This is a genomic window from Pseudomonas sp. BW16M2 (assembly GCF_014268865.1).
Taxonomy (GTDB): Bacteria; Pseudomonadota; Gammaproteobacteria; order Pseudomonadales; family Pseudomonadaceae; genus Aquipseudomonas; species Aquipseudomonas peradeniyensis.
Window position 1 is genome coordinate 58116 of the sequence record NZ_JABWRI010000009.1, and the last position, 18515, is coordinate 76630.

Annotated in this window: 16 protein-coding genes and 1 pseudogene; 11 read left to right on the forward strand and 6 right to left on the reverse strand. The window is 67.4% G+C overall.

The window, feature by feature from the left end:
- Window positions 1–11 precede the first annotated feature (11 nt).
- On the forward strand, window positions 12–929 hold the full coding sequence (locus HU735_RS10680) for an arginase family protein (protein ID WP_186713475.1): 918 nt from the start codon (window positions 12–14) through the stop codon (window positions 927–929).
- Between the two features lie 163 nt (window positions 930–1092).
- A complete protein-coding gene (locus HU735_RS10685; RefSeq protein WP_186713476.1) occupies window positions 1093–1956 on the forward strand; it encodes a sensor domain-containing diguanylate cyclase in 864 nt (287 codons plus the stop codon).
- A 108-nt stretch (window positions 1957–2064) separates the two neighbouring features.
- Here HU735_RS10685 and bla read toward each other — a convergent pair whose 3' ends face one another.
- Window positions 2065–2940 (reverse strand): class A beta-lactamase, encoded by an 876-nt coding sequence (gene bla, locus HU735_RS10690; RefSeq protein ID WP_186713477.1) that lies wholly within the window; start codon window positions 2938–2940, stop codon window positions 2065–2067.
- A gap of 205 nt (window positions 2941–3145) precedes the next feature.
- On the opposite strand from bla, the gene HU735_RS10695 reads away from it, so the two are divergent.
- From HU735_RS10695 to glsB, 8 genes and pseudogenes are all read left to right on the forward strand, one after another.
- Window positions 3146–3463 carry a hypothetical protein gene (locus HU735_RS10695; protein WP_050705170.1) on the forward strand — a complete coding sequence of 106 codons (318 nt, stop codon included), beginning with the start codon at window positions 3146–3148 and terminating at the stop codon, window positions 3461–3463.
- Between the two features lie 99 nt (window positions 3464–3562).
- Window positions 3563–3946 (forward strand): tautomerase family protein, encoded by a 384-nt coding sequence (locus HU735_RS10700; RefSeq protein WP_186713478.1) that lies wholly within the window; start codon window positions 3563–3565, stop codon window positions 3944–3946.
- A 50-nt stretch (window positions 3947–3996) separates the two neighbouring features.
- The gene (locus HU735_RS10705; RefSeq protein WP_189656992.1) at window positions 3997–4215 is read left to right on the forward strand and encodes a hypothetical protein; all 219 of its coding nucleotides are present in this window, start codon (window positions 3997–3999) and stop codon (window positions 4213–4215) included.
- A gap of 17 nt (window positions 4216–4232) precedes the next feature.
- Window positions 4233–4901, forward strand: a complete 669-nt coding sequence (locus HU735_RS10710; RefSeq protein WP_186713479.1) for an HD domain-containing protein — start codon at window positions 4233–4235, stop codon at window positions 4899–4901.
- Window positions 4902–5005: 104 nt separating this feature from the next.
- Window positions 5006–6175: a MerR family transcriptional regulator gene (locus tag HU735_RS10715; RefSeq protein WP_186713480.1), complete on the forward strand. Its 1170-nt coding sequence runs from the start codon at window positions 5006–5008 to the stop codon at window positions 6173–6175.
- 25 nt (window positions 6176–6200) lie between these two features.
- Window positions 6201–6761 (forward strand): annotated as a pseudogene (locus HU735_RS27065) (HD domain-containing protein); the annotation flags it as partial.
- Between the two features lie 6 nt (window positions 6762–6767).
- Window positions 6768–7274, forward strand: coding sequence for an N-acetyltransferase (locus HU735_RS27070; RefSeq protein WP_346655359.1), 507 nt, complete (start codon window positions 6768–6770; stop codon window positions 7272–7274).
- Window positions 7275–7609: 335 nt separating this feature from the next.
- Window positions 7610–8527, forward strand: a complete 918-nt coding sequence (gene glsB, locus HU735_RS10725; protein ID WP_050705163.1) for a glutaminase B — start codon at window positions 7610–7612, stop codon at window positions 8525–8527.
- A 9-nt stretch (window positions 8528–8536) separates the two neighbouring features.
- Here glsB and HU735_RS10730 read toward each other — a convergent pair whose 3' ends face one another.
- Window positions 8537–9571: an AraC family transcriptional regulator gene (locus HU735_RS10730; protein ID WP_186713482.1), complete on the reverse strand. Its 1035-nt coding sequence runs from the start codon at window positions 9569–9571 to the stop codon at window positions 8537–8539.
- A gap of 283 nt (window positions 9572–9854) precedes the next feature.
- On the opposite strand from HU735_RS10730, the gene HU735_RS10735 reads away from it, so the two are divergent.
- Window positions 9855–10757: a transporter gene (locus HU735_RS10735; protein ID WP_238349798.1), complete on the forward strand. Its 903-nt coding sequence runs from the start codon at window positions 9855–9857 to the stop codon at window positions 10755–10757.
- 124 nt (window positions 10758–10881) lie between these two features.
- Here HU735_RS10735 and HU735_RS10740 read toward each other — a convergent pair whose 3' ends face one another.
- The 4 genes from HU735_RS10740 to HU735_RS10755 all read right to left on the reverse strand — a co-directional run bounded on the left by HU735_RS10740 (window position 10882) and on the right by HU735_RS10755 (window position 18482).
- On the reverse strand, window positions 10882–12090 hold the full coding sequence (locus tag HU735_RS10740) for a DSD1 family PLP-dependent enzyme (protein WP_186713566.1): 1209 nt from the start codon (window positions 12088–12090) through the stop codon (window positions 10882–10884).
- 84 nt (window positions 12091–12174) lie between these two features.
- A complete protein-coding gene (locus HU735_RS10745; protein WP_186713484.1) occupies window positions 12175–13569 on the reverse strand; it encodes a D-arabinono-1,4-lactone oxidase in 1395 nt (464 codons plus the stop codon).
- 15 nt (window positions 13570–13584) lie between these two features.
- On the reverse strand, window positions 13585–13941 hold the full coding sequence (locus tag HU735_RS10750; RefSeq protein WP_186713485.1) for a c-type cytochrome: 357 nt from the start codon (window positions 13939–13941) through the stop codon (window positions 13585–13587).
- Window positions 13942–14246: 305 nt separating this feature from the next.
- Window positions 14247–18482 carry a hemagglutinin repeat-containing protein gene (locus HU735_RS10755; RefSeq protein WP_186713486.1) on the reverse strand — a complete coding sequence of 1412 codons (4236 nt, stop codon included), beginning with the start codon at window positions 18480–18482 and terminating at the stop codon, window positions 14247–14249.
- Window positions 18483–18515: the final 33 nt, after the last annotated feature.

Here is an 18515-nt window from a genome sequence, read left to right on the forward strand (position 1 = left end):
AGGTCTGCCTCATGCAAGTCATCGCCGCCCCCTCGAACCTCGGCCTCAGTCCCCTGAGGCCAGGCCATCAACCCGGCACCTGGCGTGCCCCGTCAGCCCTGCTGGCAGCGGGCCTGCTGCAGGCGATCGGCGCCAGCACCGTGAGGCATCTGCCACGCCCGCTCTACTCAGCCGAGGCACAACCCGGCACCCGCCTGCGCAACGGCCACGCCCTGCGCGCGTTCAACCTCGCCCTGGCGGACCTGGTGCGTGCCGTCATGCAGGAGGATGACTTCGCACTGGTCATCGGCGGAGACTGCTCCATCCTGCTCGGCGCACTGGCCGGTGCGCGCCACGCAGGCCACCTGTCGCTCCTGCACATCGACGGGCACAGCGACTTCCGCCACCCCGGCAACTACGACCCGGCGCAAAGCCTGGGCGCCGCCGCCGGCATGGACCTGGCCCTGGCCACTGGCCGTGGCGAGGCGCTGGCGACCGACTGGCCCGGCATAGCAGGCCCGCTCGTGGCCGATGCCCAGGTTATCCAGCTGGGCGAGCGCGAGAACCGTGACCACGACTTCGCCTGGCCCGACATCAACAACACTGCCATCAACCGCATCGACGTCTTCGAGGCGCTGGCCATCGGTCCGGACGCAGTCATCGCTCGAATCCGGGACACGCTCGACCAGGAGCCTGGCCAGGGGTTCTGGATACACCTGGACATCGATGTGCTGGACCAGGCGATCATGCCTGCGGTCGACAGCCCCGGGTCACCGGGCATCGCCCCCGACGACCTGGCGAGGATCCTCACCCCGTTCGTGGCGGACCGACGCTGCCGGGGCATGACGGTCACGGTCTTCGACCCCGACCTGGACCCCGATGGGCGCTGCGCGACGACAATCGTCGAGTTGCTGGGGCGGTTGCCGTTTCCGCCAGACAAGGGCACTTGAAGCAGCCGACGGTCTGCTTGCCCACAGGTAGTGTGCCACGCCCCCGACCCTGTGTATGCTGCACGGGCGCGGCGAGCGGCCCCCGGCGGCTTGCAGGACCTCGCGCGGCCGCCCTGCGTGATCGGACCATGACCGGGCTACCCGTATCGGACACCCCTGCCCTATGCCCGTCGACCTGCAAGCGCTCTACCCCAGGCTGATCCACCTGATGCTGGACACCGTGTTCGTGGTCGACCGGGACGACACCATCGTGTTCGTGAGCAACGCCTGCGAGGCCTTGCTCGGCTATCGCGCCGACGAACTGACCGGCACCCCGATCACCCGCTACATGCACCCGGACGACCTGGAAACCACCCGCGCCTCGATCGTCCGGGTCATGGACGGCACCCCGCACTTCGACTTTCGCAACCGCTATGTACGCAAGGATGGCGATATCGTGCATATCCTCTGGGCGGCCTTCTGGTCCGACGAGGTGGGCGCACGGATCGGCGTCGCGCGCAACATCACCGCCCTCACCCAGGCCGAGCAGGAGCTGCGCTTTCTCGCCCATCACGACCCGCTGACCAAGCTGACCAACCGCTCGCTGTTCAACGACCGCCTGGCCACGGCCCTGCGCACCGCCCGCCATCAGCAGCGCCAACTGGCCTTGCTGTTCCTCGACGTCAACGACTTCAAGGGCATCAACGATGTGCACGGCCATGCGGCCGGCGACCGCGTGCTGTGCACCATCGCCCAACGCCTGCAGGACAGCGTGCAGGAAGCGGACACCGTGGCGCGGATCGGCGGCGACGAGTTCATCGTGCTGCTGACCGACGTGCCGTCGGAGGACGCCGTGTACGAGGTGGTCGAGCAGATCGCCATGGTCATGGAGGAGCCGCTCGGGGCCGAGTTCGGCGATGTCAGGATGCCGTCCTGCAGCATCGGCGTGGCCTGCTATCCCACCGATGGCGAGGATGCCGACACCCTGCTCAGCCATGCCGATGGCGAGATGTACCGCAAGAAGCGGCGGCGGGTGCGGGTGGGGTGATGGTCTGTTGTGGCCTCATCGCGGGGCAAGCCCGCTCCCACGCTGATGAGCGCGCGCCCAACCACTCGTGGGAGCGGGCTTGCCCCGCGATGAGGCCGGCATACTTACTCAGCCCTTCCAGGCCTGCACCACGATCCGCGTCGCCGCCGCGATCGTCTCGCTGTTCCACGGCGCATCCTGTTTCGTGCTGCGGCTGAACACCACCAGGATCCACGGCGCCCGGCCCTTGGGCCAGATGACCGCGACATCGTTGGCCACGCCATAGTCGCCCGAACCGGTCTTGTCGCCCACCACCCAGTCCTTCGGCAGCCCGGCGCGAATACGCGCATCGCCGGTGGTGTTGCCCTTGAGCCAGGCCTGCAGCTGTTGTTGCGCGGCGGCGGGCAGGCCATCGGTGAGCAACAGGCGCTGCAGGGTCATGCCCATGGCCAGGGGCGTCGTGGTGTCACGCGGATCCCCCGGCAAGGCGGTGTTCAGCGTCGGCTCGTTGCGATCGAGGCGGAAGGTCGGATCGCCCAGGCCACGGACGAACGCCGTCAACCCGGGCGGACCGCCGACCAGCTCAAGCAGCAGGTTGCCAGCGGTGTTGTCGCTGTACTGGACGGCGGCGGCGCACAGTTCGGCGACGGTCATGCCAGGGCCGACATGCTTTTCGGTGACCGGCGAATAGACCACCAACTGCTCGGCGCCATAGGCGATGCGCCGCGCCAGCAAACCCGGCTCGGATACGCTGCGGTGCAGGACGGCGCCGGCAAGGACAGCCTTGAAGGTGCTGCAGAAGGCGAAGCGCTCTTCGCCACGCCAGGCCAGTTGCCGACCGCTGCCGGTGTCCAGGGCCCACAGGCCGATGGTACTGCCGCTGGCCGCCTCGAGCTGTTGCATCGCCTGGCGCAGCGAATTGTCCGCCCAGGTGGGCAGGGTCAGCAGGGCCGAGCAGCCGAGCGCGCCCTGGAGCACGCGGCGGCGGCTGAGGGTGGGGATCATGCAGGCATTCCTTGAGAAAATGAGCAAAACGCGAAGGCTAGAACGTTTTAGCACCTGAGCCAAGCACCGCCTTGTCCCTCCAGCAGGACCACCCATGCCGTGGGAAAGCGGATTCTTTTCGCGCCACTGCCCTGGCCACCCTTGCGTTGACCGGCAAAAGGCAGGACAGTAACCGGGTGTTCCCGCAATGAAACGGAGATTCGCCTTGACTACCGATCGCCTGAGCCTGCTCCAGTTCGAGCAACTCAGCCTGAAGCCCGCCGCCGCCAGCCAGTTCGCCCTCTCGCTCAAGGACCTCGAACAGCTGACACTCCCCGAGCGCTACGCCTATCGTGCAGCCCACTACCTGGGCGACATGGCCGAGGCAGAGAACAGCCAGCAGCTGGCTGTCGCCAAGGACCAGGGCATCGGTTTCACCCAGGGCCTGCTCACCGCCGCGGCCATCGAAGACGCCCTGGCGAAAAGGCTGATCGAGGTCTTCAATAACGCGAGCGAGCGTGCCCTCAAGCTGCTGCCACAGTAACGGTAGTTGCCTTCCCGAGCCCGGCGCCTGTCCGGGCTCATGCCTGATCCTGCCCTACCAGCTTCTGCGTCTCGCCTGGCCATCGCCCAAGGAGTCCACATGCCACTGGTACGCATCGATATCAAGCGCCACCCCGACCCGGCTCATCTGCGCACACTCGGCCAGATCGTCTACGCCTGCATGCGGCGAACGATCAATGTGCCCGAGCACGACAATTTCCAGGTCCTGACCGAACACGACGGCGACCGCCTGGTGAACGACCCGCAGTACCTGGGCATCCAACGCTCCGACGGCCAGGTGTTCATCCAGATCACCCTCAACGAGGGCCGCACCCTGGAGCAGAAGAAGGCGCTGTATCTGGCCATCGCCGAAGGTTTCGAGCGCGAGGCCGGCGTGCGACCGGAGGATGTGTTCATCAACCTGGTCGAGGTGCGCAAGGAGAACTGGTCGTTCGGCAACGGTATCGCCCAGTACGCCAGTTGACGGCGGTGGGCAGCCTGGCACCGTCCTTACCCTGGCCGCAGGAGCCTCCGATGATCAGCGAACTGTCCGTTCATGTCCTGTTCCGCAGCCTGTGCTATCCGCTCGGCTGGCCGCTGGTGAAGCTGGCTACGCTGGGCAGGTACCCGTCCAGAGGCGCCTGGTACGCGGAGCGTGCCGAGTCCGAGTGGACGGCGGCCATCGGCCTTGTCGTACTCTTGCTGCTACTGATGCTGTTGCTGGGGCAATTCAACGTTGCGCCTTTCCCCTGATCCGCTGGAGCCCTTCATTGACCAACGCGCCCTTCTTCCCCTTGCAGAGCCTCGCGGCCGAGTTGCTGCCCCACCTGCCCGCCGACAGTAACGACGGCTCCCATGACCTCACCCATCTGCAACGGGTCTGGAGCAATGTCCGGCGTATCCAGGCCAGGGAAGGCGGCGACCTCGAAGTGCTGCTCGCCGCCACCGTGCTGCACGATTGCGTGGCAGTGGAAAAGAACTCGCCCCTGCGTGCGCAGGCCTCGACGCTTTCGGCCGAACGCGCCGCCGCGATCCTTGCCGACATGGGCTGGCCGCAACCGCGCATCGAGCAGGTGACCCATGCGGTGATGACCCACAGCTACTCGGCGGGCCTTTCGCCGCAGAGCCTGGAAGCGAAGATCCTCCAGGACAGCGATCGCCTGGACTCCATGGGCGCCGTCGGCATCGCCCGCTGCTTCTATGTGTCCGGGCGCACGGGGTCGGCGCTCTACGACGTCGAGAACCCCACCGCCGCAGGCCGGGACTATCGCGACAACCGCTTCACCATCGAGCATTTCCACACCAAGCTGCTCAAGCTCGCCTCGGGCTTGCAGACCGGCGAAGGCGCGCGCCTGGCCGCCATCAGGCATCAGCGGCTGGCGTCGTTCCTGGCTGAATTCATGGAGGAAATCGGTATGGATCCGGCCTGCGTCCTGTAGAACCAGGCTTGAAGGGCTCCAGCGCGTCCCTTTCTGCGAGAATTCGCTTTACCTGTCTATAACTTCATAGTTCATCATCGCCCCACTGCATGAGGGGAAGACTGGTGTATCGCATTTCCGAACTGGCGGCGAAGGTGGGCCTGAGCCGCTCCACGCTGCTCTACTACGAAAAACTCGGGCTGGTGTCCTCGCGGCGCCAGGCCAACGGTTATCGCACCTACGGCGAGCAGGACCTGCAGCAGCTGCGGCTGTTGCAGCAACTGCAAGCCGGCGGCCTGAGCCTCAAGGAATGCCAGGCCTGCCTGGAAGCGCGCCTGGACCGCGCAGCCCTGCTCGAACGCCTGCACACCCTGGACGAAGAGATCGCCGCCCGGCAACGCTCGCGTGACCTGCTGGCGGCGATGCTCGGGTTGTCGTCCATGCGCCCCTGGCACCAGGCCCTCGAGCAGCAGGCACCCGGCGCCCACCTGGCGTGGCTGCGCCGGCAGGGATTCAATGAGAAACAGGCCCTGCGCCTGAAATGGCTGTCCCGCGACATGAACGAACACGACCGCTACATGGCCGACTTCGAACGCATCTTCGATGGCCTCGAGTACCTCGGCCCGGGCTCGGCACAGGACTCACTCAAAGCACTGCGCGCCCTGCCCCACGCCCCCGCGACACTGCTGGACATCGGCTGCGGTCGTGGCGCCTCCAGCGTGCTGCTGGCCGAACACAGCCAGGCGCACATCACTGCGCTGGACAACGACGAGCACAGCCTGGGTTGCCTGCGCGCGACCCTGGTCGCCAAGGGCCTGCAGGCGCGGGTCACGCCGATTTGCGCGAGCATGACCCAGCTGCCGTTCGCGCCTCGGCACTTCGACGCGATCTGGGCGGAGGGTTGCGCCTACATCATGGGCTTCGACAACGCCCTGGCGTACTGGCGCACCTTTCTCAAACCCCAGGGTTACCTGGTGGTCAGCGACCTGGTGCAGGTGGCCGACAGGCTCGCCCCGTCGGCCGAGGCGTTCTGGCAGGCCGCCTACCCCGACCTGCACAGCGTCGACACGCGCCTGGCCGCCATCGCCCGCCTGGGCTATCGCACCCTGTCGCACTTCCCCTTGAGCGCGCAGGCCTGGGCCAACTATCTGGAGCCGCTGCGCGAACGCGTGGCCAGCCTGGCGAGCGAGACCTTCGCCTCCCAGGCCCTGGCCGACATCCGCCGCGAACTCGAGATCCACGAAAACCACCTGGGCGAGTACGGGTATCATCTGTTCGTCATGCAGACACGCTGAATCCGCCCCAGGACATGGAGTCACCATGAATATCGAAAAACTGCAGAACCGCCTCGCCTTCCTGCGCCAGGCCGAACAACTCAAGAGCGTCATCCGCAGCGCCCACACCTCCAGCGGCCGCGCCGAAAGCACCGCCGAACACACCTGGCGGCTGTGCCTGATGGCCATCACCTTCGCCGACGAACTGGGCGACCTCGACCTGCTCAAGGTGCTGAAGATGTGCCTGGTCCACGACCTGGGCGAGGCCATCAGCGGCGACGTCCCGGCCGTCAGCAAACAGGGCTTCCCCGACAAGAGCCGGCAAGAGCGCGAAGACCTGCTGCACCTGATGTCGAGTCTGGACACCGTCCTGCGCGACGAGATCATGGCGTTGTGGGAGGAATACGAGGCAGCGACCTCAGTCGAAGCGCAGGCAGTCAAGGCCCTCGACAAGCTGGAAACCCTGCTGCAGCACAACCAGGGGCGCAACCCGCCAGGCTTCGACTATGCCTTCAACCTCGACTACGGCAAGCGCTATACCGCCGCCACGCCGCTGTTCGAGGCCCTGCGCGGCCTGATCGACGCCGATACGCGCCGGCATCTCGACAATGGCATCAGCCTGCGTGACGAGCGCCCGGAGGACGCCACCACCATCGGCCACCTGACCGAGGCCGCCTTTGCCAACGCCGAACACAGCAGCCACACCGAGCAGTTCATCGTCACCGCCCTGCGCCGCGCCGGAGCGCTCACGGTATCGCTGGTGGCCGAGGAGGCCGGTGTCATCGTCGGCCATGTGGCGATTTCCCCGGTGACCCTGTCGTCGAGCGTCGCTGGCTGGTACGGACTGGGACCGGTCTCGGTGCTGCCGCAGCGCCAGGGCCAGGGCATCGGCTCGGCGCTGATCAACGCCGCGCTGGCCCGCCTGCACGGGCTGGGTGGCCAGGGCTGCGTGGTGCTGGGCGACCCGGGGTACTATGGCCGGTTCGGTTTCAAGGCCCAACCGGGCCTGAGCTTGCCGGGCGTGCCGGCCGAGTACTTCCAGGCCTTGGCCTTCAGCGGTGATGTGGCTCAGGGCAGCGTGCAATACTCCACGGCGTTCGAGGCAACCGCCAACGCGTAAAACGCGTTCACTGTAGGCGATCACCCAGCCCTTCCGGGCTGCTCTATCCCACAGGGAACAAGGTTGCCAGCATCACCCGTGTGGGAGCGGGCTTGCCCCGCGACGGCGTCGGCAGCCACAACCTTGTCAACCACGCCGACGCTATCGCGGGGCAAGCCCGCTCCCACGCTGGAACCCTGTGCCCTGCGCGACAGCGCAGCCCGGAGGGGCTGTGTGATCGCCTACAGGCTGTGCATCATCACGCGAGCCAACGCGAACAGATGTGCTCCGCAGCCAGCAGCCATCGTCTACCTGAACGTTTTCGAACGCGCCTTTCCTTCGCACCAGGTTTCCCGATGCAAGCACTCCTGCAAGAGATCCTCGACCACGTCCGCCCCCTGCTCGCCCAGGGCCAGGTGGCGCAATACATCCCCGCCCTCGCCCAGGTCGACCCGAACCAGCTGGGCATCGCCGTGCAGAGCCTGGACGGCCAGCTGCACTGCGCGGGCGATGCGCACACGCCGTTCTCGATCCAAAGCATCTCCAAGGTGTTCAGCCTGGTGCAGGCGATCAACCACAGCGGCGAGGACATCTGGTCGCGGCTGGGCTACGAGCCTTCGGGCCAGGCGTTCAATTCGCTGGTGCAGCTGGAGGTGGAGAAAGGCCGGCCACGCAACCCGTTCATCAATGCCGGGGCACTGGTGATCTGCGACATCAACCAGTCGCGCTATGCCACCCCCACCCTGTCGATGCGCGACTTCGTCCGTCGCCTGGCGGCCAACCCGCGCATCGTCAGCGACACCGTGGTGGCCGAGTCGGAATACCAGCACCGCGCGCGCAACGCGGCCATGGCCTACCTGATGCAGGCCTTCGGCAACTTCCACAACGATGTCGACGCGGTGCTGCGCAGCTACTTCCACCACTGCGCGCTGTCGATGAGCTGCGCCGACGTGGCCCGCGGCTTTGCCTTTCTGGCCAACAGCGGCTACTGCCCGCACAGCGGCGAGCAGGTGCTCAGCCCGCGCCAGGCACAGCAGGTGAATGCGATCATGGCCACCAGCGGGCTGTATGACGAGGCCGGCAACTTCGCCTACCGGGTCGGCCTGCCGGGCAAGAGCGGCGTGGGCGGCGGCATCGTCGCGGTGGTGCCGGGGCGCTACAGCATCTGCGTGTGGTCGCCGGCGCTGAACGCCTCGGGCAACTCGCTGGCGGGGCTGCGCGCGCTGGAGCTGTTGAGCGAGCGGATGACCGGGTCGGTGTTCTCGGCGGTCTGAGCGAACATCCTAAAGGACCGGGCTGTCGCGCCAACCCGAGGGGCTCTGTCCGGTCCAGCGCTTGAACGCCCGACGAAAGCCGCGCACATCGCTGTAGCCGAGCGCCTCGGCAATGCGTTCGATGGGCATGTTCGGGTTGCCCAGCAGGCTCATCGCCCGCGACTGGCGCACCTGCTCCTGCAAGCCTTCGAAGGTCACGCCGTGCTCGGTCAGGTGTCGGCGCAGGGTACGGCTGCTCATGTTGAGGTCAGCGGCGACACTGTCGATCCGGCAGCCCTCGGGCAGATCGCGGGCGATGGCGCGCTCCACGTTTTGCAGCAGGCTGGCCTTGTGCTGCAGCGGCGCACATTCCAGCTCCAACAGCTTGAGCGCCTGGCGCAGGGCGACCGGCTGGTGCCCGGGCAACGGCCGGTCGAGCCAGCGGCTGGCAATCACCATGCGGTTGTGCAGGCAGCCGAACGTCACCGCGGGCCCTAGCAGATGTATGTAGGTGTCCCGGTAAGCCGGCGCGGCATGGGTGAACTCGAAGCGCAGTGGCTGGAACTCGGCACCGATCAGCGCCCGGCCGTAGACCAGCATGCTGGCGAAGAACTCCTCCACCGCGAACACCTGGATATCGGCGTAGGGCAGCCGGCATTCGACCTCGATGAGCGTTTCCCGCACGCCTTCGTCCAGGCTGTAGACCGCGATACCACCACTGGCGTGCTGGTAGCGCACGCCCACCTCGAAGGCGTCGCGCAGGGTCCGGCACAGCGACAGCACGTGCCCCAGCAGGCCCAGGGTGCCCAGCACGTTGCGATGCCCGACCCACAGCCCCAGGCCCTGCCCGGGCAAGGCCTGCAGGGCACGCTGGATCAGCGTCACCGCCTGACGACAGGCGATGCGCTGGGCCGGATCCTGCAACTCGGCCGGAGTGAAGCCCAGGCCGCGGCACAACCGCTCGCCATCCAGGCCACGGTCGCTGGCAAGCTGGACCAGGGTCTGCAACATGAACGGCGACGCCAGCGCCAGGTCGAGTTGCGGGTCGAGGGGGGTACTGGGCATGAAAGGCTACTCCCGGGCCGAGGCGCCTGAGGTTCTAATTGTCGGGGGCACTGCGCTCGGCGCCGTCATCATATCGCGCAGGGGCGCGCCCCGAAGGCGAGAGTAACAAAATATTGCAGAGTGTCCGGCAAAGCCCCCCTGCCTGTCCGGCACGGCCCTGCGCCACCTGGCGGCCAGCGCTTATTTGTATAGGGCGGCACAACGCCGCTCGCCCACAACAATAAGAACGAGCCCGACCATGAACCCGACCCGCCTCGCCTGGCTGCCCCCGGCAGCCGCCTGGATGCTCAGCGCCAGCCTCACCCTCCCCGCCCATGCCACCGAGAACGGCGTGGACAACATCGGCCCCGGCACCGACGGTTTCTTCGTCCTGCCGCTGAACGTCGACCAGTTGCCGGCGCACATGTTCGCCTTCAACCTCTACTACAACCACTATCAGGCGCGAAAGCTGGATATCAGCTCGCTCGGCGGCAAGGTCGAGCAGGTGAAGATCACCTCCGATGCGATCATCCCGCGGCTGGACTACCTCAGCCCGCTGCGCCTGTTCGGCGGGCGGGTCGGCGGCTACGTGGCGCAGCCCTACATGCGCCAGCAGGTGGCGATGTTCGGCCAGCGCAGCCGCCGCGAAAGCCAGGGCGATGTCACCCTCGCACCGATCATCCTGTGGGACATGGGCGCGGACCTCACCCTCGGCGCGGCGCTGGAGATCACCCTGCCCACCGGCGACTACGAGGCCACGCGCATGGCCAACACCAGCAACAACTTCTACACCTACAAGCCGCTGCTGTCGGCGACCTGGCTGCCCAGTGAACGCAGTGAGCTGTCGGTCAAGGCCACCTACAGCTTCAACGAAGAGAACCATGACACTGACTATCGCTCGGGGCAGCTGTTCCACTTCGACTATTCGGCCAGCTACCGGGTGACCGACAACCTGCGCCTGGGGGTCAATGGCTACTACGTGAAGCAGACCAGCGACGACAGGCAGTTTGGTCGGACCGTGAGCTTCATGGGTGAGGATGTCGATGATGGGGTGCGCGGGCAGGTGTTCGCCATCGGCCCGGCGCTGCATTACACCTTCCTCGAGTACGCCAGCATCGAGGCGCGCTGGGCCAAGGAATTTGCGGTGCAGAACATGCCGGAGGGGGAGATGCTGTGGGTCAAGCTGAGTTTGCCGTTTAGCCTGTAATCCCTATACAGGAGATCACCAAGCCCTTTTTTAGCTGCGCTGTCGCGCGGGGAACAGAGTTGCAAGCGTCACCAGCGTGGGAGCGGCGGTGATGATGCGCTGATCATTGTTCCCCTCACGACCGCTACGCATACACCGGCCAGCGCTCGACAATCCGCCCGCCGCGCACCGCCAGCAGGTCGCCGAACTGTAGCAGGATCGCTTCGGACTGGGTCGGCCGTAGGAACACCTGGTCGTCGACCTGCAGGTCCACCGCCGCCGAGCCGTTGAGCATTTCCTGGTTGGAGCTGCGCCCGTACAGGCCGTTGAAGCGCAGTCCCTTGGGCGACTCGGGCTCGGCCAGCCAGTTGCCACCATAGATGAAGAAGGTCTCGCGCTGATTCGGGTCCCACCAGGCGAACAACGCCGACTTGCCGTCCAGCGCCGGAATCTGCACCGCCCCCGTGCGCTTGATCACCGGCGTGGCGATATAGGCCGCCGGCTGGTGGTCCTGCAGCGACGGCAGGTCATAGTGGGTGGGCTTGAGCAACGCCGAGCCCACCGATACCTCACTGCTGGTGCGCTCGTGCTCGTGCATGCGGTAGCTCGGACTGCCGGCGGTGTTCAGGGTCAGGTCCGTACGCCACAACCCGGGGTAGCGGCTGCGGGCGTGGTCGACGAAGCCGTCGTACAAGCCCATGACCTTGGCGAACAGCGCCTGGGGCGATCCGAGGATGCCCGGCACGCCCATGCCGACGAAGGGGTCGTAGCCCATGAAGCCGGCGAAGGCCAGGTGCCGGGGATTGGCGGCGATGATGGCCAGCATCCGCTCCAGCTGCGCCGAGTCCTTGACCCCGCCCCGGTGCAGGCCGACATCCAGCTCGATATTGATCCGCAGCCGGGTGCCCAGTCCCTGGGCCAGCGCCAGGTACTGTTGCAGGCGCTCGGGGGTGTCGAGCAACCATTGCAGTTGCCTGGCCGGGTCGAAGCCGCCGCGGTGCTCTTCGTAAAACAGTTGCGCCGAACGCACCGGCAGCGGCTTGCCAAGGAGGATGTCGGCATCCGGGAAGCGCAGCGCATCGTGGTTGAGGAACGGCTGGTGGAACGACATCAGCCGGCGGGTATCAGCGCGCCGGGCGATGTAGTCGAGCAACTGCGGCGAGGGCAGCGACTTCTCCACCAGGCGCAGCTGCTTGCCGGCACGGCGCACCGACTGGGTCACCACGTCGATGTTGTGGTCCAGGCGGTCGAGGTCGATCAGCATCACCGGGCGCATCGGCCCGTGCTCGCGCAGCTCGCGCTGCAACCTGGCGAAATAGTCGTCGTGCGGGGCGCCCTCGGCGCCCGGGCGCAGCCAGGCGCCGGCAGCGGCCAGCAGCACGCCGGCACCGGCCGCGCCGACCAGGAATTTGCGTCTGTTCATCACATCTCCTTGTGCTCAGCCCACGCCGAGGATCGAGGCCAGGTGGCTATTGAGGAACTTGCCTGTCGGGTCCAGCGCCTGGCGCACCTCGGTGAAGTCCTTCCAGCGCGGGTACAGCGGCTGCAGGGTGCGCGCATTGAGGGTGTGCAGCTTGCCCCAGTGCGGGCGCCCGGCGTATTTCCAGAAGATCGGCTCGATGGCGGCGAAGAAATTGTGGTGGTCCATGCTGTAGTGCTGGTGCACCGAGATCGAGCAGCTGTCGCGCCCTTCGAACATGCTCAGCGGGATATCGTCGGCCTTGACGTAGCGGTACTCGATGGGGAACCAGGTTTGCAGGTCGCGCTCGCGGATCAGCGCGAGGATCTCCCGCAGGCAGGCCGGGCCGTGCTCGGCGGGCACCGAGTACTCCATCTCGTTGAAGCGCACGTTGCGCACGTTGGCGAAGATCTCGTACGAGTCACCGACCCGCTCGTCGAAGCTGGCGACATGCCGCAGGCTGTTGAGCAGTACGCGCCGCGCTTCGGGAAAGTCGCTGCCGTACTTGTCGAGCTTCTCGATCAGGCTGACGAATTCGTTGCCACTGCCGCCGGCCGTATCCTGGTCAGCGGTGGCGGCATCATTGGTCTCGTTGAGGGCGATGGACAGCGCATAGTCGGAATGGGTGATCACCAGCATTTCCCAATGCTGGTTTTCCCGGGTGTTCTTCTCCACGTCCTCCAGCAATTCGTCGGTGCGGGCGATCCATTGCCGTTCGCGCAGGCGGAAGGCCTCGCGGTTCTGCAGGCGGATCCGGGTGGCCACGCCCAGCGCGCCGAGGGACACCCGCGCCGCGGCGAACACCTCGGGGTGCCGATGGCTGTCGCAGTCGAGGACCTCGCCACTGGCGGTGACCAGTTGCAGGCCGGTGACCTTCGAGGAATACGAGCCAAAGCCGACACCGGTGCCATGGGTCGAGGTGGCGATCGCGCCGGCCAGGGTCTGGTAGTCGATGTCGGCCATGTTCGGCAGCGCCTGGCCGACCGCCTTGAGCGCCGCGCCCATCGCCGACATCGGCGTGCCGGCGGCGAACTCGGCCTGCAAGGTGGCGGGGTCGTGGTCGAGCAAGCCGTTGAAGTAGCCCAGCGACAGCAAGGTGCCGTCGCTGGGCACCAGGGCGCTGAAGGAGTGCCCCGAACCGACCGGACGCACCCTGCCGGGGGCCTGGCGGATGGCCTGGGCCAGTTCGTCGAGGCTCTGCGGCGCCAGCCGCGCCTCGGGCAGGCAGCTTTGCGCGCCGGACCAGTTGCGCCAGGGGATCAGCCGTGGCGCGCGCAGCAGTTGTGCCAGTGCCGGATTAGTAGAGAGTGCGAGCAACGCGCAGGCCACGCCGGAGTGTTGCAGCCAGCGACGACGGGAAAGGTGAATCGTCATGGAAGTACCTTGCGCTCAGTGGAGGGGCTGGCCGGACATGTAGCCGATCAGGGCAAGGAACTGCGCCTCGCTGCACTGCATGCACAGGCCCATGGGCGGCATGCCCTGGTAGCCGTTGATGCTGTGCTCCAGCAGGCGGTCGACGCCCTGGGCCAGGCGCGGTGCCCAGGCCGCCGCGTCGCCTGCCAGGGGCGCGCCGGACGCAGGGTTGGCGTGGCAGGTCTGGCAGGTGTTGGCGTACAGCGCGGCCAATGCAGGGTCGGCAGGGGCGGCCTGGGTGGCGGCGGGCTTGCTGTCGTCCCGGCAACCGCCGAGCAGCAGGGCCAGGGTGGTCAGGACGGCTGCAGGCAGCAGCGGTGGGAAAAGCGGCATGGTGCTCCCCTCTTCTACCGTGCTTGGGCACGGTGTTTTCTTGTGGTGGGTAGGGGGCAACAGTAAGGCGGGGACAGGCTGGGGGTTCAGGGCAATGGCGGACAGCGAGGGGGGTGGGATCGGACAAGCCTGCAAGGCGGGTCTAGCCCGCTTGCAGGGAGCAGAAGATGACAAGCGCTGCGTGGGAGCGGGCTTGCCCCGCGATTCAGGCGGTGCGGTGCATGGCACCGGCTTCGCCGGTGATCGCGAGGCTAGCCCGCTCCCACGTAGTCTCTCTTCAGGCTGGAGGCACGAGGCGGCCCCTGTCAGCCCTTGTTGGTCAGGCCATCAACCTGGCCTTCGACCGTCACCGGCCCGACCTTCAGCTTGCCACCTTCCAGCGACACGCTGGGCAGGCCTGCCTCCGGCAGCTTGGGCAGGTCGAGGGTGGCCTTGACCTGGTAGCCGAGCGGCTTGACCTCGGCCCCGAGCGTGGTACCGCCCTGCTCCACGCCCTTGACCTGCAGTTCCAGCCCACGCTGTGCCGAGATGCCCGAAGCCTCCGTGACCCCGGCCTTGCGCACGAACTCGCCCTGGGCATTGAACGATGGCGTGTAGTCGAAGCCTGGCTTCTCCTGGCCCTCCTTCGCCTCGCCCGGCTTGCCGGCCAGGCCCGCGCCCAGGTCGACCCGCACCGAGGTGGTGGTGTCCTGGCGTTCCGCGACCGTCAACCCGCCCGCCAGCTTGCCGCCGACCTGCTGGCCGTCGACCCGTGCGCCGCTGAGTTGCGCCGCACCGGCACTGTTCAGGGTCACATCGCCAGCGGTGATATGGCTGTTCTGCTGGGTGGTGGCCTGCAGATGGTCCACCTGCACCTTGCCGCCCAGGTCGAAGTCATGGGACGAGCTGACCTTTTGCCCGGCGTCCGCCGGTGTATTTCGGCTCAGGTTGCTCCCGGCCTTCACCTCGACGCCCCAGTTGGTACGGCCCTGGGTGGACTGCGCCGACTCCAGCGCCAGGCCACCCTCGCCTGCGCCGACGTTGACGCCCGTGGCACCGACCTGGGTGCCCTGCAAATGCACCGACTGGCCGGCCAGGTCCACGTTGCCACGGCTGCTGAGCTGGCCGCCGGCCAGGGTCTGCGAGCGTTCGTTGGTCTGGCCCACATTGAAGTTGCCGCCCAGCTTGCCGCTCAAGTCACGGCCTTGCTCACCGGTAGCCGCCTTGCCGCCGAGGTTGAGGCCACCGCCCAGATGGCTGCCGCTGACGGTCCGGGTGTCGCTGGCGGCCTGCAGGTCGAGGGCGCCACCGGCCTTGAGTTCGACCGGGCCGCCCGCGTCGATGCGCGTGCCTTGCAAGGTCTGGTCGCCAGCACTGCCCAGTCGCACCGGGCCGTTGCCGCTGATGCTCGCCACCTGGGCCTTGCTGTCGACACTGTGCTCGCCGGCATGGTCGAGCTGGAACCCAGCACCCAGGTCGACCTTGTCGCCCACCGGCAAGGTGCCCACGGTCAGCGAACCACTGCCAGCGAGGCTGCCGGTGTCGCGACGCGCCTGGTTGCTGGCCTGGTCCAGGGCCAGCTTGCCACCGGTGTTGACAGCCACCGCGCCCTGGCCACCGTCGAGACGGCTGCCTTCGAAGCGGGCATCGCCACCGACCTGGATGTTCAGGCCCTGGTTGCCACTGAATGTACCGACCACGGCAGTGGATGTATCTTCGCTCAGGTGCTTGCTGCCACCGGAACCGTTGGCGGTCACGTTGAGGTCCTCGCCGGTCTTGGTGTAGATCCGGGCGGACACATCGGCGTTCACCTGCTGCTCGCTGCGGCTGTGGGTGTTGCTGGCCGCGTCGGCCTGCAGCGAACCGGCCTTGACGTCCAGCACGCCGCCGTTGGCGTTGTAGCGGGTGCCCTGGTCCTTCAGCGCGCCGGCCACGTCCAGCTGCACGCCCTGACCATTGAACTGGCTGACCACCGCAGTGCCGGTCTGCTCGCCCTGTTGCTGGCTGGCATGGCCCACGGCCAGGTCAACGCCCAGGTTCGGCGTGCCGAGCTTGCCCAGGGCGGCGGTCAGCGAAGTCTTGCCGTCCAGCACGTCCTTGACGTCGTTGAGCGGCAGCTTGCCGTCGAGCGCATCCTTGACCGACACCTTGCCGTCCACCACGTCCTTGACCGCCCCGGCGATCGGCCGGGCGATGTCCTTGTACTCGACGTTGACACCGACATCCGCCGTCCAGCTGCTCTGCTGGTGGCTGCTGCTGGTGGTGTCGCGGGCCGCACGGTTGTCCACCTGGCCTGCGCTGATGCTCAGGGTGCCGGCGCTGTTCACCTGCGCGCCTTCGCTGGCCAGTGTGTCGGCCTTGATTTTCACGCTGCCGGCGCTGTCGAGGCCGGTGGTCTTCGCCGTGGTGCTGCTCGAGGCGTCCTGCTGGGTGCCATGGGCGAAGTCGACCCCGGCGCCGGCACGGTCCAGGCCGGCGGTGAGGTAGACGCCACCGCCGGTGTGGCTGCTGTCGCGGGACTCGCTGCGGCTGTCCTGCTCGGCCAGCAGCGACACCTGCTTGCCGGCCAGGTTGGTATCGCCCGCAGTGGACTTCACCGCGGCGCCCTTGACGCTCAGGTCACCGCCGGCGGTCAACTGAACTTCGCTGCCGCTGAGGCTGGAACCCTGCTGGCTGACCTGGCTGCCACTGGTGCTCTGACGATCGCTCGCATAGCCGACGCCAGCACGATACTGCCCGGAGCCCGGCGCGGTCTCCTTGGCCGAGGCGACGAAGCCACGGTTGCTGCTGGCGCTGTTGTGTTCGTGGGTATCCTGGGCCGAGGCGACCTTGAGATCCCCGGCCGCCTCGGCGTTCAACGCTCCGGTGGCCTTGACCGTCGAGCCGACCACGTCGATGCCCTCGGCGCTGTTCAGGCCGACGCTGCCGCCGGCCACCAGCTCGCTGCGCACCGCGGTGCTTTCCCGGCTGTTCTGCTTGGCTTCGTTGTGGCTGACGCCGAAGAACTTGCTCTGCTGGTTCTGGCTGTCACGCTGGTCGGTGCGCGAGGCGTTGCTGATCTGCACCTGCTTGCCGGCGATGCGGATGTCCTGGCCACTGGTCAGCTGGGCACCTTCGGCCAGCACCGAGGCCTTGGCGTGCAGTGCAATGTCGCCACCCTTGAGCTGGCTGGTGACGCTGCGCTGGGTTTCATTGCGGTTGTCCCAGTCGGCCTTCCAGAAGCCCTTGGCGTGCTTGCCCTGGTCGGTCTGCACCTGGCGCTCGGTGGCGGCGGTCAGACGCAGGTCGGCGCCGCTGTCCAGGCTCAGCTTGCCGGGCGCCTCGAGGCTGGCGGCGCTGAGGGTGAGATCCTGGCCGGCGTGCAACCCGGCATCACGCTGGGCCACGACCCGGGTGGCGTGCTCGCGGGTGTCGCTGTCGGTCTGGGTGCGCTGGTAGGTCTCCCAGTCGATGCCCAGCGCGCCGCTGCGCCAGTTCTCGCGTTTTTCCTGGAGCTTGCGGCTTTGCACGGTGCTCAGGGTGAGGTTGCGCCCGGCGTCGAGCTTGACGTCGCGCCCGGCCACGTCGGCGGCGGCCAGGGTCAGGTCCTGGGCACCACGCAGTTCGACATCGCCCTGGCTGCTGCGCACGCCGGCACGGGTCGCGTCCAGCGAGTCGGCCACGGCGGCGCCGCTGACGTTCAGGTCACCCGCCGAGTCGATGCGCACGCCGTCGCGGCCGTCGATCTGCCCCGACCCGACCCGTACCCCGGCACCCTGCGTGGTGCTGACGATATTGATGCGCCCGGCCTGCATCGCGCCGAACAGGCTGGCGTCGATACGCTGCTCGCCACTGCTCGCGCCGTGGTCGACGACCTTGACCTGGCCGCTGGCATAGTCCACCTGGTTGCGGCCCACGGTAAGGTTGAGCTGGTCACGGGCATCCAGACGGCCCTGGCTGTCGATGCGCGGGGCGATCAGGTTGACCGAACCGCCGTCGTTGCGCAGGCCGGCGCCCTGCACCTGCAACTGGCCGTTGGCGTCCTGGGTGCCCAGGGCCTTGAGTCGGCCCGCGTCCAGTTCAGGGCGGCCCACCACCAGGCTGGCATTGGGTGCGTTGATGAAGCTGGCGCCGTTGACCGAGATCCCGTTGGGGTTGGCCAGCACGTAGTCGGCGGCGCGACCGAAGATTTCCTGGGCGCCATTGATGGCGGAGGCGTTGCGGCTGACCACTTCGTTGAGGATCACGCTCGCCGCCTGGCCCTGGAACTGCGGGTTGGCCGCCAGCTCACCGGCCAGCTGCGAGTGGCCGGCCTGCAGGGCGTTGTTCAGCACCAGGCCCTGGCGGTCGACGTTGTAGTCGAGGAACTGGTTGTGCGACAGGCCGGCGCCGTTGGGGGCGACGATATTGACGATGGGCACGCCGCCCTGCGTCTGCAACTGCGCCGTGCCCCCGGGGCCGGGGGCGACCACGACGCCGCCGGCCAGCGCCTGGGGCAGGCTCGCGGCCAGGAACAGGCTGGCTATCGCCCAGCGCAGCTTGCCTTGCGGGGACAGGTTGAAGGTAAAGGGGGTCTTGGGCATAGGTCACTCTCCATGTCGGTACTGCTAATTCGG

What these genes read in the sequence shown, in the direction of transcription:
- HU735_RS10680 (WP_186713475.1), top strand. Translation starts at nt 12, where the DNA reads ATGCAAGTCATCGCCGCCCCCTCGAACCTCGGCCTCAGTCCCCTGAGG.
- HU735_RS10685 (WP_186713476.1), top strand. Translation starts at nt 1,093, where the DNA reads ATGCCCGTCGACCTGCAAGCGCTCTACCCCAGGCTGATCCACCTGATG.
- bla (WP_186713477.1), bottom strand. Translation starts at nt 2,940, where the DNA reads ATGATCCCCACCCTCAGCCGCCGCCGCGTGCTCCAGGGCGCGCTCGGC.
- HU735_RS10700 (WP_186713478.1), top strand. Translation starts at nt 3,563, where the DNA reads ATGCCACTGGTACGCATCGATATCAAGCGCCACCCCGACCCGGCTCAT.
- HU735_RS10705 (WP_189656992.1), top strand. Translation starts at nt 3,997, where the DNA reads ATGATCAGCGAACTGTCCGTTCATGTCCTGTTCCGCAGCCTGTGCTAT.
- glsB (WP_050705163.1), top strand. Translation starts at nt 7,610, where the DNA reads ATGCAAGCACTCCTGCAAGAGATCCTCGACCACGTCCGCCCCCTGCTC.
- HU735_RS10730 (WP_186713482.1), bottom strand. Translation starts at nt 9,571, where the DNA reads ATGCCCAGTACCCCCCTCGACCCGCAACTCGACCTGGCGCTGGCGTCG.
- HU735_RS10735 (WP_238349798.1), top strand. Translation starts at nt 9,855, where the DNA reads ATGCTCAGCGCCAGCCTCACCCTCCCCGCCCATGCCACCGAGAACGGC.
- HU735_RS10745 (WP_186713484.1), bottom strand. Translation starts at nt 13,569, where the DNA reads ATGACGATTCACCTTTCCCGTCGTCGCTGGCTGCAACACTCCGGCGTG.
- HU735_RS10750 (WP_186713485.1), bottom strand. Translation starts at nt 13,941, where the DNA reads ATGCCGCTTTTCCCACCGCTGCTGCCTGCAGCCGTCCTGACCACCCTG.
- HU735_RS10755 (WP_186713486.1), bottom strand. Translation starts at nt 18,482, where the DNA reads ATGCCCAAGACCCCCTTTACCTTCAACCTGTCCCCGCAAGGCAAGCTG.